We start from the raw sequence: 15,483 nt of genomic DNA, 5'->3' as shown, positions 1-15,483 counted from the left end.
AGGCCCTACTTCAGGACAGGACATCCTTGCTCGTGAATTTGCCAAAAGCCAGCGCACCGGCCGCCACGATGTAGCCCGCCTGCAGCAAGGCATTGTCGCCGAAGCTCGTCCACGAGATGGGTTGACGCAAAAGATCGGCGAAACCCAACCAGTAATGGCTGAACAGCCACGGGTGCAGCCACTCCAGTTGCGGCAGGTTGTCGGCCACTTGCGACACGACGGACAACACGATGGTTGCAGCCATCGCCCCGACCGGCACGTCCGTAAAAGTGGAAATCGCCAGCCCGATGGCGGACAGACCCAACAAGGACACTGCGATGTATGCAGCAATCAGCAGGGAACGCACTACTGATTCGCCGACGCCGATAGTGTCGCCGGAGAGCAGGGTGACGGGACCCACCGGGAAGAGTGCGACGCCGGCCAGCGCCCCGGCGGTGGCCACCGTAAGGGTCGCTGCCAGGCAGAACGCCGCGGCAGACGCGTATTTGATCAACAAGAGGCGGACGCGTCCCGCCGGGGCGACGAGCAAGTACCTGAGCGTGCCAAGATTCGCTTCTCCGGCAATCGTGTCGCCGGCCACCACTCCGATCGTGAGCGGAAGGAATAAAGGCACGGAGACGATCATTGCCGTGACGCCGACGAAAAGCCCGTTCTGGGTGATCCGATCCAGGAACGGCGGACCGCGCCCAGGGGCCACGGGATGCGAGCTCAGCTTGACCGCGGCGGCGATGAGGAGGGGAATCCCGGCGAGCGCAAGGAGCATGGCCCACGTCCGCAGCCGGCGGAACAGTACCGAAAGCTCGGAGGCCATGAGTGACCACGAGCTTGATGGCCGGGCGTTTGACGCCGGGCCGCCCGGCGCGGCGGTCATAGGTCTGGTTTCATGTTCAGCCGGCAATGTCGAAACCCTCTCCGGTAAGGGAGACGAAACGCTCCTCCAGGCTGGCGTTCTCTACGCCAAAGCCCCGGACCCGGACGCCGTCGGACACGAGGGCAGCCACGATCGCCTCGGGAGCGACTTCGTGCCCCGGCGGACCGGTGCTGACGAGGCTCTGGCCATCGGCGCCGTACGAGCCGGGCGGCGGAACAGACAGTTCCGATTGCAGGCCCAGCCTGGAAAGGACACGGACGGCGGCTTCGATATCGGGCGTGTGGAGCCGGATGGTTGTCTTTCCCGCGGCGCGCAGTTCGTGGAGGGTTCCTTGCGCCACGAGCTTGCCCACGCTCATGACTCCCACATGGGTGCACATCTGTTCCACTTCCGCGAGGAGATGGCTTGAAACGAACACTGTGGTGCCCCCGGCGGCCAGCGAGCGGACCAGGCTGCGCACCTCCCGGGTCCCTTGCGGATCCAAGCCGTTGGTGGGTTCATCGAGGACAAGCAGTTCCCTCGGACGCAGCAGGGCATGCGCAATCCCCAGCCGCTGCTTCATCCCGAGGGAATAGGCGCGGACCTTCTTAGCTGCAGCATGGGACAACCCCACCCTCTCGAGCGCGTCATCCACCCGCGCGGCCCGGGTCTGCGGGGAGGCATGAAGATCGGCGCTGTCCAAGCGCCGAAGGTTCGCCGCCCCCGACAGGAAAGGGTAGAAGGCCGGCCCTTCCACCAGCGAGCCCACATTGGGCAGCACCGTTGCAAGTTGGCGCGGCATCTCGCCGCCAAGTACCCGGATGTGGCCGTTCGTGGCGGACGCCAAGCCAAGCAGCAACCGGATGGTGGTGGTCTTGCCGGAGCCGTTTGGGCCAAGGAAGCCAAAGACCGAACCGCGGGGCACTGCAAGGTCAACGCCGTCGACGGCGGCCCGGTGCCCGAATCGCTTGCTCAGGCCTTGGGTCTCGATCGCCAGTTTAGCTGGCGCGGCCGCCTCCGTCATTTCGTGGCGGCTGCGGACTGCAACCGCTCGAGTGGCACCATTCCCGCGAAGACGCGGCCGTCGTCGAGCACCAAGACAGTTACCAAGCTGGTCGTCAGCGCACGGCCACCCGCGACCGGCTGGGTGAGCTGGGCCAACATCGGAGCCGAGCGGACATCCGTGGGGACCGCGCCCGAAGGCAAGGAGATCACTGTGTCCCAACCGGTGCCTGTAGTCGTTGGCCGGCCGGCTGTTGCCTTTGCCTCCGGTGCCTGCCCGGTCTTCCCGGGGAGGGCGCGCAGCTGCGGGGTTGCTTTCTCTTCAACCGCGGCACCGCGCGGCGGGGTGAAGCTGAACAGGGCGGCGTCGGGCGCCGACAAGTTCAGCTCGGTGAATGCGAGCGAAAAGGCCGCTGCGGCTTGGCCGCGTGCCCGCACGTCGACGCCGAGCGGCAGGCCCGAGGCTGAGTCAACGGCGATTGTCACGGAATCGACGAGCGTCGCGGTACTGCGTGGCTTGATCACCAGTTGGTAGGCCGTGTGGCCGGCCACCGTGGTTCCGTCGCCCACTGTCACGTCCGTGGTGGGCCCGACGGCGGCGAGGAAGTGCTGCGCGACGACGTCAGGAGTGGTTACCCCCGGAGTCGGGGTCGCGTGCGGGGCCGCATCGCGTGCCGGCCCGGCGGGCATCGTCATGTGCGCCGCACTGTTGTCGGCCGAGTTGTAGAGCCAGAGATCGTTTCCATTGCGGACGACGTCGCGCTCGGCGAGCATGTCCATCACCTGGAACCTGGCCTTGGCGGGGCCGTCCAGGTAGACCCGGGCCGTGTGTGAACCGCTCAAAAGCTCGATGACCGAAGCCGGACCTTGGGTTGCAGTTGGCCCGACGGAGGGGAGCTGGGGGAGTCCCATTTCGGAACTCTGCTGGAGGGTTCCGGACAAGGCCTGGACATCGGCGCGGCCGATCATCGCGATAATTTCCTCTGCCGTTTTGTGCGGCAGGTTCGTCGCGGCCCCTGCCTGGTAGGAACCAGCCAGGGCAGCCGCAGCAAGCGCTACCGGAACCAGCGCAGCGGGCAGCCAACGCAACCAAGGGCGGGTCATGACAACCTCGCGAACCATCCACCATCGGCGAAGTTCATGCTTCCAGAGTACGCCTGGTGTCCGGAGTGATCACGTGCCTCGTTGAGGAAGGAATATTTTCACTTCGGGCCGCGTCCCCGACTTTTACCGAAGAATCCAAAGTTCAACCAAGGATCACCGCAGTTTCCTCATTGAGGGGTTTGCGCGAACTAAGCTTGGTCCAGCTAGCTCCTGGTTTGAGCGTCCGGCCCGACACCTGAAGGAAGTCCAAAATTCGTTCCGCGTCCGTTTCCCGTCATGTCCTGTCGCTGCTGCTGGCCATCCTCGCTGTGGCCTTTTCCGGAGTCTCCGCAGGAGCCGCCTCGCAGATCCCATCAAACCTGGCAAGCAGTGCGAAGGATGATGGACATTCCCGCTACATCGTGAAGTATGCGGCTGGAACGGATGCCGCGGCGGGGGAGCAATCCTTGCGTTCCAGCAACGTCACGGTCGCAAGGACTTTTACGAATGCGATGCAGGGGGCCGTCGTGACCGCTACGCCGGCCCAAGCGGATGAGCTGAAGCGTTCCGGACAGGTTGCCGCCGTCGAGGTTGACGCACCGCTCAAGGTGTCGGCTACCCAGCAAGGCGCGCCGTGGGGATTGGACAGGATCGACCAGCGCACCCTGCCGTTATCCGGCACCTATACCCCCGTTGCTTCGGGTGCCGGGGTGGTCGCATACATGATCGATAGTGGTGTGCTTGCAAGCCACACCGAGTTCGGTGGCAGGGTGGCAAACGGCTGGACTGCGATAGCCGACGGCCAGGGAACAAACGACTGCGATGGCCACGGCACCCACGTCGCCGGAATTGTCGCGGGCCAGACGTACGGAGTTGCCAAAAGTGCCACGATTGTGCCCGTGCGCGTCGTCGACTGTACGGGCAGCGGGTACACCTCCGACTTGATTGCCGGACTCGATTGGGTTGCGGCAAACCACGTTGCCGGTACACCGGCCGTGGCCAATATGAGTATCGGCGGCCCTCCCAGCCCCATGGTCGACGCCGCGGTGCAGGGTCTCATCTCCAAGGGCATCACTGCGGTCGTCGCGGCGGGCAATGCCACGACCGACGCTTGTAATACTTCCCCCGCACGGGTCCTGGACGCCCTCACCGTCGCCGCGAGCGACTCCTTGGACCGGCAGGCGTCCTTTTCCAACTTCGGCAACTGCGTCGACCTTTATGCTCCAGGAGTGGGCATCACGTCAGCTGGGATCGCATCGAACACCGCCACGGCCGTCATGAGCGGAACGTCTATGGCGGCTCCGCACGTCACGGGCGCAGTGGCGGCCCTGTTGTCCTTGTACCCGCGGTTGTCTCCGTCCGCCGTCGGGACGCTCCTGCTTTCCGAAGCCTCGTCCGGCGTCGTTTCCGGCTCCAGCCCGGGAACTCCGAACCGCCTGCTGTTTTCGGGGGCACCCACACCTGCCTCTGTTGACGCTGCGACGGCGATCACGACGGCGGCTGCCGCATCCCCAAGTGTCGGTGCAGCGGCCTCTGTGATGGTCTGCGGATTGCGCAACGATGGTTGCTACGAGATGTATCAGGGTGGTGCGATTGTCTGGTCTCCTGCGACCGGGGCGCACGTGAGTGTCGGGGGAATCCGTGCGGCTTGGGCGGCAACAGGTTATGAGAACGGCCAGCTCGGCTACCCGACGACGAATGAAGTGTGCGGGCTGCGGGACGGCGGTTGTTACCAGATGTATCAGGGTGGTGCGATTGTCTGGTCTCCTGCGACCGGGGCGCACGTGAGTGTCGGGGGAATCCGTGCGGCTTGGGCGGCAAGCGGTTACGAGAACGGCCAGCTCGGCTACCCGACGACGAATGAAGCGTGCGGGCTGCGGGACGGCGGTTGTTACCAGATGTATCAAGGTGGTGCGATTGTCTGGTCTCCTGCGACCGGGGCGCACGTGAGTGTCGGGGGAATCCGTGCGGCTTGGGCGTCAACAGGTTACGAGAACGGCCCGCTCGGCTACCCGACGACGAACGAATACCCAGCCGGAAACGGCGGGGTGGTGCAGAACTACCAAGGCGGGCGCATCGCATGGTCCCCCGCAGCGGGAACGACTGTGACCTACGGCTGAGGAAGAACTGGACCCGCTACCCTTCCAGCATCCTCCGTACGAAGTCCGCGCTCGGCCGTGAGTAAGCTGACCCGAGGCGCTCGAAGAGCGCGATTCCAGCCATGCCGGGCCAATCCTCGGGAAGGAAATCCGCCGGCAGTCCCGGATCCAAGTACGGAATGATCCGCCAGCGGTCAATGCATCGGACATAACGCGCGAAGCTTTCGGCCGAGGCCGGGCCGTCGTTGGAACCTTTAGCCGGGCCGCAGTCGTCGGCCGCGGAACCATGATGCCGGATGAAGTCGCGATGCAGTTCTGCCACCGCCGCCAGGTCCCACCATGCGGATGCGGCATCGCGGAGGCTCCCGCCGACCAGGGGAGTGTCCGTGACGAACAGCGTGGCCATGCCGCGCAGCTCCAGGTCTTCCAGGATCTCCTCCACTTCCTCCCGAAGCGAATCCGGGCAGATCCACAGCCCGGCTGCAACCGTGCCGCAGCCGATCCAGTGCAGTCGCCGCCGCAATTGGTGCCGCTTTTCCCGTTCCGTCTCCGGAATGGAAAAGGACACGAGGCACCAGCGGTCCGCGGAGGACATGTGGCGTGGGTTGAATATCCGCCTGTCGCCGCGGGCAAGCATCGATGCGGCGCCCTCGGTGACGGCGAAGCCGGGAACACCATGACGCAGCTGAGGAACGACGATTTCCTTCTTCTTCAACCGTGACAATGCCGTCCGGGAAACAGCCGCGGTTACATCAAGAGCCTCCATGAGGGTGATGATGTGCCTCGTGGACATCCATCCGCCGGCATCGCGCAGGTACAGGCCGATGACTGTGCGAAGCAACGACGTGGTACTCCCGGGCCGGGAGTCCATGTCGTCGAGGACAGCGCTCACAGGAGTTCGGTGAGGGCGTCCCGGATGGCGGTCACTCCCAGCTCAACCTCCGCGTAGCTGGTGCTGAGCGGTGACAGGCCGATCCGCAGTCCGTGCGGGGGACGGAAATCGGGAATGACACCGCGTTCCCAGAGTGTCTGGGTCACCTCGGCGAACAAGGGATGGTCCACCGTGATGTGCGAGCCACGCTCTGCGGTGTTGCGCGGGCTGACAATTTCGACGCCGAGGGGGACCAGTATGTCCTCAGCCAAGGCGATTGCGTACTCCGTCAGCTTGATGGACTTCTCCCGCACGGCATCCATGCCCACTGATGCGATCAGCTCAACCATGTCCTTGAGCGGTTGCATGGCCAGCACCGGCGGAGTGCCGGTGATGAAGCTTCGGATCCCTTGTGCCGGTTTGTAGCTTTCCGTCATGCCGAAGGGGTTGTCGGCGCCCATCCAGCCCCAGATCGGCTGTTGCAGGCGGTCCTGCTGCGAAGCGTTGACGTAGGCGAACGCGGGGGAGCCCGGGCCGCCATTGAGGTATTTGTAGGTGCAACCTACGGCAAGGTCCACACCCCAGGCGTCGAGTTCGAGGGGCACCGAGCCTACGGAGTGGCACAGGTCCCAGAGCATGAGCGCACCGGCTTCCTTGACCATCGCGGTGATCGCCGCGGCATCCGCCAGGAAACCGGAACGGTAAGCGACGTGGCTGAGTACGACGACGGCGGTCCGCTCGCTGAGCAGTCCCTCGAGGTCTGCGGTCCGGACGCCGCTGGCCGGATTTGAAGCGACCCACTTGATGGTGGCGCCCTTCTCCGCGGCGATGCCCTCGATGATGAAACGGTCCGTGGGGAAGTTGTCCCGGTCCACGACGATCTCATCACGACCCGGTTGGGCGTCGACCGCTGCCCGGATGAGCTTGTAGAGCATCACGGAAGTGGAATCTCCCACGGTGACCTGGCCGGCGGCCGCCCCCAGGGTGACGACGCCGATCCGGTCGCCCACCGTGGTGGGCTCGTCCATCCACTGTTCGTCCCAACCACGGATGAGGCGGCTGCCCCACGCCTCTTCGACGAAGGACGCGAGCTTCGCTGACGTCGCTTTGAGCGGCCTGCCGAGCGAGTTCCCGTCGAGGTATGCGGTGAGCTGACCGTCCGCCGGGGCGTAAAAGGCCTCACGCTGCCCGGCGAGGGGATCCGCGGCGTCGAGCTCTCCCGACGTCGGCCGTTGCGTTTGCTGCGCGCTGTTCATGTCTCTCCTGAAGAAAACTTTGGGGGTTGCTGGAGCGGGGTTGCTGTTCAGTTGCCGATCTCGGTGCGGACGGCGTAGAGCTCCGGGAAGAAGGTGAGGTCAAGGGCCCGCTTGAGGAAGTCGACGCCTGACGAGCCTCCCGTCCCCACTTTGAATCCGATGGTCCGCTGCACCGTACGCAAATGGCGGAAGCGCCAGGCGTGGAAGTTGTCCTCGATGTCTACGAGGTCTTCGCAAGCTTCGTAGAAACCCCAGGGCGTAGCTTCTGATTCGTAGATCTCCTGGAAGACCGGGACGAGGTCTTTCCGGAACGTCCACGGTTCGCTGGTGTCACGTTCCAGGATTTCGGCGGGAACGGCATAGCCGGCCCGCGCCAGCACTGCGAGGAAGGCGTCGTAAAGCGTCGGCTCCTCCAGGAGCGTGCTGAGCTGGCTGTGCGCCGCCGGATCGCTCTCGAAGACCCGGAGCATGCCGCGGTTCTTGTTGCCCAATAGGAATTCGACGGCCCGGTACTGGTGGGACTGAAAGCCTGACGAGCTGCCCAGGAAGCGCCGGAATTCGGAGTACTCGCGGGGAGTCAGTGTGCCCAGGACAGACCACTGTTCGGTCATGGTGCGCTGGATCGCCTTGACGCGTGCGATGCATTTGAGGGCTTTGGCCAGGTTGTCCGCATCAAGGAGCCGGCGGGCTTCGAGGAGTTCATGCAGGACGAGCTTGAGCCACAGTTCGCTGGTCTGGTGCTGGATGATGAACAGCAATTCGTCATGGTGTTCCGGCGTGCTCAACGGGTGCTGGGCAGTGAGGAGGCGGTCCAGGTCCAGATACCCGCCGTAGGACATGGCCTGGCTGAAGTCGGTGCGGACCGAATCCTCGATGGGCCTGATGTTTTGGTCCCTGATGCTCTCTTCGGAGTGGCCGGTGCTGTTATCCATGCATTGAGATTATCACTATTGTGACGAACGTCAAGATAGTGAATTTCCGCGAAGCGCTGGCTCCCGGCGGCGTTCCAAAGGTTGGTTTTTGTTGCCTAGGTGAACCTCCCGCGAGGTATATACGTTGTAAGATCGGCAAGGGGGTATGCGGGCTCCAGGAGGCTCCATGTACCAGCAGACAGTCAGCATCCGGGACATACCAGCAGACAGTCAGCATCCGGAGGTGGACGGACCAGAACGCTTCCCCGGTCTCGAACAGACGGCGCTACGCACGCGTACCAAGCTTCGGGCCCGGGACCTCATAGTGCAGAAATACGGAGGCTCCTCCGTAGCCGATGCAGCAGCCATCAAACGAGTGGCCCGGCGGATCGCGGAGACCCGGGAGGCCGGCCATCCGCTGGTGGTGGTGGTTTCGGCCATGGGCGACACCACCGACGAACTGCTTGACCTGGCCGTATCCCTCAGCCCCAGCCCTCCCGCCGGTGAGCTTGACACGTTGCTGACAACGGGTGAACGGATCTCGGTGACGCTCCTGGCGATCGCATTGGCTGATCTGGGCGTTCCTTCCCGGACCTTCAGCGGAAAAAAGGCCGGACTGATAACCGATGGCATCCACGGCAAAGCACACATTGTCAACGTTGACCCGCACCATATCCGCGCTTGCCTGAAGCGCGAAGAAGTTGCCATCGTCGCTGGTTTCCAGGGCAAGGGCCTCAAGAAAAAGGAGGTCACCACCCTCGGCCGGGGTGGTTCGGACATCACGGCCGTCGCCTTGGCCGCCGCGCTGGGCGCCGGCATGTGCGAAATCTATACCGACGTCGATGGCGTCTACACCGCCGACCCGCGGGTTGTTCCCCGTGCGCGGAAAATCGACACTATTTCAAACGAGGAAATGCTGGAGCTGGCTGCGTCCGGTTCCAAAGTCGTACATGCCAGATGCCTTGAGTATGCCCTCCGGTTTGGAGTCCCCATCCACGTGCGCTCCTCCTTCAACAGGAGCACTGGAACCATGATTCTGCCGGGCCGGGACCAGGAAGCGGAATGGGACCACAAGCCGGTCTGGGAGCGGGCTCCGGCCGTTGAGCAGCCCGTGGTCTCTGCAGTTCTCTGTGACGACTCCGTAGCGAAGCTGACGTTAATGGGCGTCGCGGACGGCGTGGGAAAGTCCGCAGAGATCTTCGGGCTTCTTGCCGATGAGCGGGCCCAGGTTGAGATGGCCGTTCAAAACACCTCGTCCGCGCGCGCCGGCGGGAGGGACATTTCGCTCGCGGTTCCCGGCCTGGACGGATTCCGTGTCCGTGCAGCCCTCTCCGCTGCCCAGACGGCCATTGGTTTCGTGGAGCTCCGCTACGACGGCCAGATCGGCAGGCTGTCGCTGATCGGTCTCGGTATGCGCACTGACGCGCAGATCTTTTCGCGGCTCTTCAAAGCCCTTTCGGATGCGGGTGCCGAGATCGAGTTGATCTCGGCGTCGGACATGCGCATCGACGTTGCTGTTCGCGCGGATGTGCTGGACGACGCACAGCGCGCCGTGTGCTTGGCCTTCGGACTGGACCATGCAGGATTGGACCATGCAGGACTGGATCACGCAGGACTGAACCAGGCAGGGGAGGAGGCCTCCAAAGCGCCGTAGTGGGGCCGCAGCATCGGCACCCCATCCTCCCCGCCTCGCCAAGGCACGGCAGCGGGAAGCGCTCAATCACTGATCCGCTTCCGCGGATCCCCGGGATAAGGACCCGATCGCCATGAACACTTTTCCGCAGCAGGCTACCTTGACCTCGGCACATGTAACCGGGCCCCTCCCAGGACCCGGATCTGCCGAGTTGTTGGCGCACCAGGAACTCAACGAATCCAATGCCCGCACCTATCCGCGGCATCTTCCCATCGCGATTGCCGAGGGCTCCGGAGCCTTTGTGCGGGACGTCGATGACAATGTCTTCATTGATTTCCTTGCCGGAGCCGGGGTTTTGTCCCTCGGGCACAGCCATCCGGAGCTGGTGGAGGTCGTCGCCGCCCAGCTGCGGAGATTGAGCCACGGACTTGATTTCCCGACGCCGGCGAAGGACGCCTTCATGACGGCGCAGCTGTCCATGCTTCCCTGGGGACTCGCCGATCGGATGAAGATCCACTTCTGCGGACCGACCGGTGCAAATGCCGTGGATGCCGCCGTCAAATTGTGCAAGACGGCCACCGGGCGCGCGGACATCGTGTGCTTCCAAGGAGCATTCCACGGCAGCAGTACAGTGGGGATGGCGTTGACCGGACTAGTTGAACAGAAGCAGCCGGTGGCGAACGGGATGCCCGGAGTGCACTTCTTCCAGTACTCCTACTGTGCCCAGTGTCCTCTAGGCCTCCACCCGGAGACCTGTTCGACCAACTGCGTCCTGTTCCTCGAGCATTCCCTCAAAGACCCGCTCGGAGGAATTCCGCTTCCCGCGGCCGTCATCATGGAAATGGTCCAAGGCGAGGGGGGAGTTGTACCGGCCACGGCAGAATTCGCGCGAACCGTGCGCAGGGTGACCCGTGAGCTGGGCATCCCGTTGATTATCGACGAGATCCAGACCGGGTGCGGGCGCACGGGAACCTGGTTCGCATTCGAGCAATACGGGATCGAGCCCGATGTCATCGTCGCATCCAAGGCGCTCAGCGGAATCGGCCTCCCTGTTGCCCTGATCATCTACAACAAGGACCTCGACCGCTGGCTCCCCGGCGCCCACACGGGGACATTCCGAGGAAACCAGCTGGCCTTCGCCGCGGGGGCCGCAGCCGTGGAGATCATCCGGCGCGACGACGTTCTCGGCAACGTCCGGAGCCGCGGCGCGCAGATTGCCTTGCTTCTCGCGCCCTTGGCCGGCAATGCCTGGGTGCGCGAGGTGCGGGGCAGAGGCCTGATGTGGGGAATCGAGTTCGCCGATCCGGAAACAGGCCGTCCTGCCGGAGAGCTGGCCCGCGCAGTGCAGCGAAATGCCTTGGATCTGGGCCTGATACTCGAATGCGGTGGCCGCGACGACTGCGTGGTCAGGCTCCTGCCTCCGCTGAACATCACGGAAGAAATTGTCCACACCGCCTGCGGGCTTCTCCTGGCTGCGATCGCAGAACAAAGTTCCATTGCCGACCAGCGTGCCATTGCCGGACACAGGACCACGACAGGCGCGGCCAGATAAGGCCGGGCACAAGTCCAGGGCAAGGAGGCGAAATATGGGGAGGCATGTGGACCCGGGCCGGACCTCCGGCGGAGCGGCCACAAGCGCCCGGTCCCTGATCCAGTTCAGGGACGGTGTCCCCGTTCTGGTCGGCGCTGCACCGGCCAATACGGCGCTGGACAACCCGACGCAGGGCACCGCTATCCGGTGGAGCCCCGGCGAGCGGCTTGAGGAGCTCTTCGAGAACCGGTGCGACCGCCAGCGGCTCGAAGGCCGCAGCAGTCATCCTGCCGTGGAAACAGCGGATGGTTCGCTGAGCTACCAAGAGCTCGACGCCCGGGCCAACCGGCTCGCCCGCTACCTTCTTGCCCGCGGGGTACGCCTGGGCGACAGAATCGCGCTGCTGTTCGATGACCCGGTACGGTCCTATGTCAGCATGCTTGCGGTCCTCAAGGCCCATGCCGTCTATGTGCCCCTCGACCCGGCGTTCCCTTCCGAGAGAATCGCCTACATCGCCGAAGACGCCGACGTCACCATGCTCCTGACGGTCTCCCGCCTCGCGGACAGCCTCCTGCCCGGGACTGCGGACCTTGCGGTTCGCGTGGACTTGGAGGATCGCCGGATTGCCGCGTTTGAATCTTCACGCTTGGCTTGGGCGGAGCGGGGGTCCCCGGCCAACGGACTGGCCTACATCATCTACACTTCGGGATCCACCGGACGGCCCAAGGGAGTGGCCATAGAGCACGCCAGCATCTGCCACTTTGTGCGGATTGCCGCCGAAACTTACGGCTACGATCCCCGCGACCGGGTCTACCAGGGCATGACCACGGCTTTCGATTTCTCCGTGGAGGAGATCTGGGTGCCTTGGATGGTGGGGGCCACTTTGGTGCCCCGGCCGCCCGGGAACAACCTCCTCGGGCCGGATCTTGCCGAGTTCATCCAGGCCCGGAACATCACTGCCCTTTGCTGCGTACCGACCCTGCTCGCCACGCTCGACGACGACGTGCCAGGGCTGCGGTTCCTGCTTGTCTCCGGTGAAGCCTGCCCGGAGGACCTTGTGGAGCGTTGGCACCGCCCCGGCCGGCGCTTCTTGAATGTCTACGGGCCGACCGAAGCGACGGTGACAGCAACCTGGGGTACGGCGGAGCCCGGCAAACCCGTGACCCTGGGCAAACCGTTGCCCGGCTATTCGGCGGTCATCCTGGATCCCGTCCGGGACCGTGCCCTGCCTCACGGCGAGCTGGGCGAAATCGGCTTGGCGGGCGTGGGGCTCGCCAAGGGTTACATCAACCGGCCTGAGCTAACAGAAAGGGCATTCATTCCCGATTTCCTCGGCCTGGAGGACAACCCGTCCCATCGCATTTACCGCACGGGTGACCTTGGCCGGTTCAACGATCACGACGAAATCGAGTACCACGGCCGCACCGACACGCAGGTGAAGGTCCGGGGCTATCGGATTGAGCTGAGCGAAATCGAAAACGTCCTTCTGCAGATGCCCGGGATAGCGATGGCTGTTGTGAAGACATGGGAGCCCGGGCCGGGAATCACGGAACTTGCCGCCTACTACACGCTGCACCAGAACGTACCCAAGGTGGAAGGAGGCGACATCCGCGCCTGGCTGCGCGAGCGGCTCCCGGCCTACATGGTGCCCGGTTACTTCGAGCCCCTCCAGGGCATGCCGATGATGATCAGTGGGAAAGTCGACCGCAGCAGGCTTCCACATCCCTCCGGCCCGCGCGCGGTCAGTACAGACTTCGCCGACACCAGGCCGGTGACGCCTACGGAATGGATCCTCGCCCCGGCTTTGGCTGCGGCCCTCCAGCTCACGTCAGTCTCCACCACCGCCAATTTCTTCAACGACCTCGGGGCAAACTCCCTGTTGTTGGCGCATTTCTGCGCCAACGTCCGCAAGGTAGCCAACTCACCCTCAGTCTCGATGCGCGAAATATATGCACATCCGACCATCGCCGCCTTGGCGGCCGCCATGGATGCCGCGAACGACGAGTCACTCGCGGGGTCCGCCGAGGGAACGGAAACCGCGACGGCGGAACCCTTCCTGCGCGTCGGGACCGGCCAGTACCTGCTGTGCGGGGCTCTGCAGGCGATGGCCGCCCTGGCCTACGCGTACGTGGCGTTGCTCATCCCGGTGGCTGGCGAGCAATGGGTAGCCACATCCCGCCAACCAGCCGACTTCGTGGTGCGCTCCGTCGTCGTCGGCACTATAACCTTCATTGCCTTGTCAGCCATGCCACTTGTGCTCAAATGGACGCTCGTCGGCCGGTGGGAGGCCGGGGAGTTCCCTCTCTGGTCCCTAGAGTACGTCCGCTTCTGGTTCGTCAAGACCTTGGTCACCACAAGCCCCATCCGAATGTTCGTCGGGACACCGGTCTTCCCGCTATATCTCCGCGCACTGGGCGCCAGGATCGGCCCCCGGGTAACCATCCTCTCCTCGAGGATTCCCGCTTGCCCCGACCTGCTGACGGTAGGGGCGGACACGGTGATCCGAAAGGACTCCACGTTCTACTGCTACCGTGCCCACGCGGGCCGGATCCAGACAGGGCCCGTCACCCTCGGCCGCAACGTCCTGATCGGTGAGCAGACCACGCTGGACATAGACACCGCCATGGGTGACGATGCCCAACTGGGGCACAGCTCCTCCTTGCACCGTTTCCAGAGTGTTCCTCCGGGCTCCGCCTGGAATGGCTCACCGGCCCAACCCGCCCACACCAACTACCGGCTGGCCGGACAGGCCAGCAGCGGTACGCGCAGCCGGGTCAGCTTTGGTTTCTGGACCGTCGTGATCCATGTGGTGGTGGTGTCATCCATCGGAATCGGCGCCATCGACATCCTGCTCGCCTCACTTCCCACCGGCGACACAAACCCTGCCCAGCCCGGATTCTGGGGCGCACTTCTGCTGGTCTCGTTCGTCCTTCTCTTCGGCAGTATCGTGGCCGCTTTCGCCCTCGTAGCCACCCTTCCCAGGGTGCTGGCATTGTTCCTGATCCCTGGTAAGGACTATCCGCTCTATGGTCCGCGGTTCGGACTCCTGCGGACCATTCAGCGGCTGACGAACCTCAAGGCACTCCTCCAACTCGCAGGGGACAGTTCCCTCATCGTGTACTACTTGAACGTCCTCGGCTACCACCAGCCGGATATGGTGCAGACCGGATCCAACTTCGGCGTCGGGCTGAAGCACGACAGCCCCACGCTGGCCACGGTCGGCAGTGGCACCATGGTCTCCGACGGTCTATCGATCATCAATGCCGACTATTCAACTACCGCGTTCCGCCTTTCGCCTGCCGTCATTGGGGCCAGGAGCTTCTTCGGTAACAACATCGCCTATCCCGCCGGGGCCAGAGTGGGGGACAACTGCCTCCTGGGCACCAAAACCATGGTGCCCCTGGAGGGTCCGCTCCGCCATGGGGTGGGCCTCCTGGGGTCGCCGCCTTTTGAAATCCCGCGCACAGTGGACCGCGATAGTGCCTTCGACCGGTTCAGGACGCCGGAGGAATTGCGGCGACGGCTCCCCGCAAAGAACCGGCACAACTCTGTGACGCTGCTCCTCTACCTGCTGGGCCGCTGGGTCGAGCTCTACGTGATTCTCCTCGCGGCCTGGGGATCGCAGGCCCTTCTACCCGCGGCCGGCGGACTCGGAGCCCTCGCCGGGGTGGGAACAATGGTCATCACCACCAACGCCCTGGCTGTCCTCGTTGAGCGGGCGTCCCTCGGCTTTGGCAGACTTTCGCCGCGCTTCTGCTCAATCTACGAAGTGCCGTTCTGGCGCCACGAGCGCTTCTGGAAGCTCAGCGCCGGGGGTATCGTGCAAATGTTCAACGGCACGCCCTTCAAACCCGTGATCTGGCGCATGTTGGGGATCCGGATGGGCAAGAAGGTCTTCGATGACGGTTGCGGGATCCCCGAAAGGACCCTCGTCACCATCGGGGACTATTGCACCCTCAATGCCCACTCCGGCGTCCAATGCCACTCCATGGAGGATGGCGCGTTCAAACTCGATGCCATCACCCTTGGCGCCGGCTGCACACTGGGAGTGGGCGCATTCGTCCACTATGGGACCACCATGCACGAAAGTTCCCAGCTCGAAGCCGACTCGTTCCTGATGAAAGGCGAGGACGTCCCGGCCCACAGCATCTTCGGCGGCAATCCGGCACGCGAACTCAACCGGCAAGCCGGCCCCGGACTGCGCTGACAGCAACGCTTGCCTTACGCTGGCCTTGTTGGCACGTCGG

General features: G+C 64.2%; 10 protein-coding genes. 4 read left to right on the top strand and 6 right to left on the bottom strand.

Features of this window, described 5'->3' with window-relative positions; genetic code table 11:
* Positions 1-10: 10 nt before the first annotated feature.
* From ACSKT0_RS13755 to ACSKT0_RS13745, 3 genes are read right to left on the bottom strand one after another with little or no spacing between them, the layout of a single operon-like run.
* Complete coding sequence (locus ACSKT0_RS13755) at positions 11-871, bottom strand: ABC transporter permease (RefSeq protein ID WP_437770300.1); 861 nt, start codon at positions 869-871, stop codon at positions 11-13.
* A gap of 16 nt (positions 872-887) precedes the next feature.
* On the bottom strand, positions 888-1,874 hold the full coding sequence (locus ACSKT0_RS13750; protein WP_437770299.1) for an ABC transporter ATP-binding protein: 987 nt from the start codon (positions 1,872-1,874) through the stop codon (positions 888-890).
* Positions 1,871-2,956 carry a LolA family protein gene (locus tag ACSKT0_RS13745; RefSeq protein ID WP_437770298.1) on the bottom strand — a complete coding sequence of 362 codons (1,086 nt, stop codon included), beginning with the start codon at positions 2,954-2,956 and terminating at the stop codon, positions 1,871-1,873. Before ACSKT0_RS13745 ends, ACSKT0_RS13750 begins: the two co-directional genes overlap by 4 nt.
* 308 nt (positions 2,957-3,264) lie before the next feature.
* On the opposite strand from ACSKT0_RS13745, the gene ACSKT0_RS13740 reads away from it, so the two are divergent.
* Positions 3,265-5,055 (top strand): S8 family serine peptidase, encoded by a 1,791-nt coding sequence (locus ACSKT0_RS13740; protein ID WP_437770297.1) that lies wholly within the window; start codon positions 3,265-3,267, stop codon positions 5,053-5,055.
* Between the two features lie 16 nt (positions 5,056-5,071).
* Here ACSKT0_RS13740 and ACSKT0_RS13735 read toward each other — a convergent pair whose 3' ends face one another.
* From ACSKT0_RS13735 to kynA, 3 genes are read right to left on the bottom strand one after another with little or no spacing between them, the layout of a single operon-like run.
* On the bottom strand, positions 5,072-5,926 hold the full coding sequence (locus tag ACSKT0_RS13735; RefSeq protein ID WP_437770296.1) for a PaaX family transcriptional regulator: 855 nt from the start codon (positions 5,924-5,926) through the stop codon (positions 5,072-5,074).
* Positions 5,923-7,161 carry a kynureninase gene (gene kynU / locus ACSKT0_RS13730; protein WP_437770295.1) on the bottom strand — a complete coding sequence of 413 codons (1,239 nt, stop codon included), beginning with the start codon at positions 7,159-7,161 and terminating at the stop codon, positions 5,923-5,925. The genes ACSKT0_RS13735 and kynU overlap by 4 nt, the downstream gene beginning before the upstream one ends.
* A 47-nt stretch (positions 7,162-7,208) precedes the next feature.
* A complete protein-coding gene (kynA, locus tag ACSKT0_RS13725) occupies positions 7,209-8,093 on the bottom strand; it encodes a tryptophan 2,3-dioxygenase (protein ID WP_437770294.1) in 885 nt (294 codons plus the stop codon).
* A 166-nt stretch (positions 8,094-8,259) separates the two neighbouring features.
* Between kynA and ACSKT0_RS13720 the strand changes: the two genes are divergently transcribed.
* The 3 genes from ACSKT0_RS13720 (at position 8,260) to ACSKT0_RS13710 (ending at position 15,443) form a co-directional block, all read left to right on the top strand.
* Positions 8,260-9,726 (top strand): aspartate kinase, encoded by a 1,467-nt coding sequence (locus ACSKT0_RS13720; protein WP_437770293.1) that lies wholly within the window; start codon positions 8,260-8,262, stop codon positions 9,724-9,726.
* 112 nt (positions 9,727-9,838) lie between these two features.
* Positions 9,839-11,257, top strand: a complete 1,419-nt coding sequence (locus tag ACSKT0_RS13715) for a diaminobutyrate--2-oxoglutarate transaminase family protein (protein WP_437770292.1) — start codon at positions 9,839-9,841, stop codon at positions 11,255-11,257.
* 34 nt (positions 11,258-11,291) lie between these two features.
* Complete coding sequence (locus ACSKT0_RS13710; protein WP_437770291.1) at positions 11,292-15,443, top strand: Pls/PosA family non-ribosomal peptide synthetase; 4,152 nt, start codon at positions 11,292-11,294, stop codon at positions 15,441-15,443.
* Positions 15,444-15,483: the final 40 nt, after the last annotated feature.

The sequence above is a fragment of the Arthrobacter sp. KNU40 genome (genome assembly GCF_051515115.1).
GTDB lineage: Bacteria > Actinomycetota > Actinomycetes > Actinomycetales > Micrococcaceae > Arthrobacter.
Note: the sequence above shows the minus strand (reverse complement) of the source record. Positions and strands in the feature narration are given on the sequence as shown.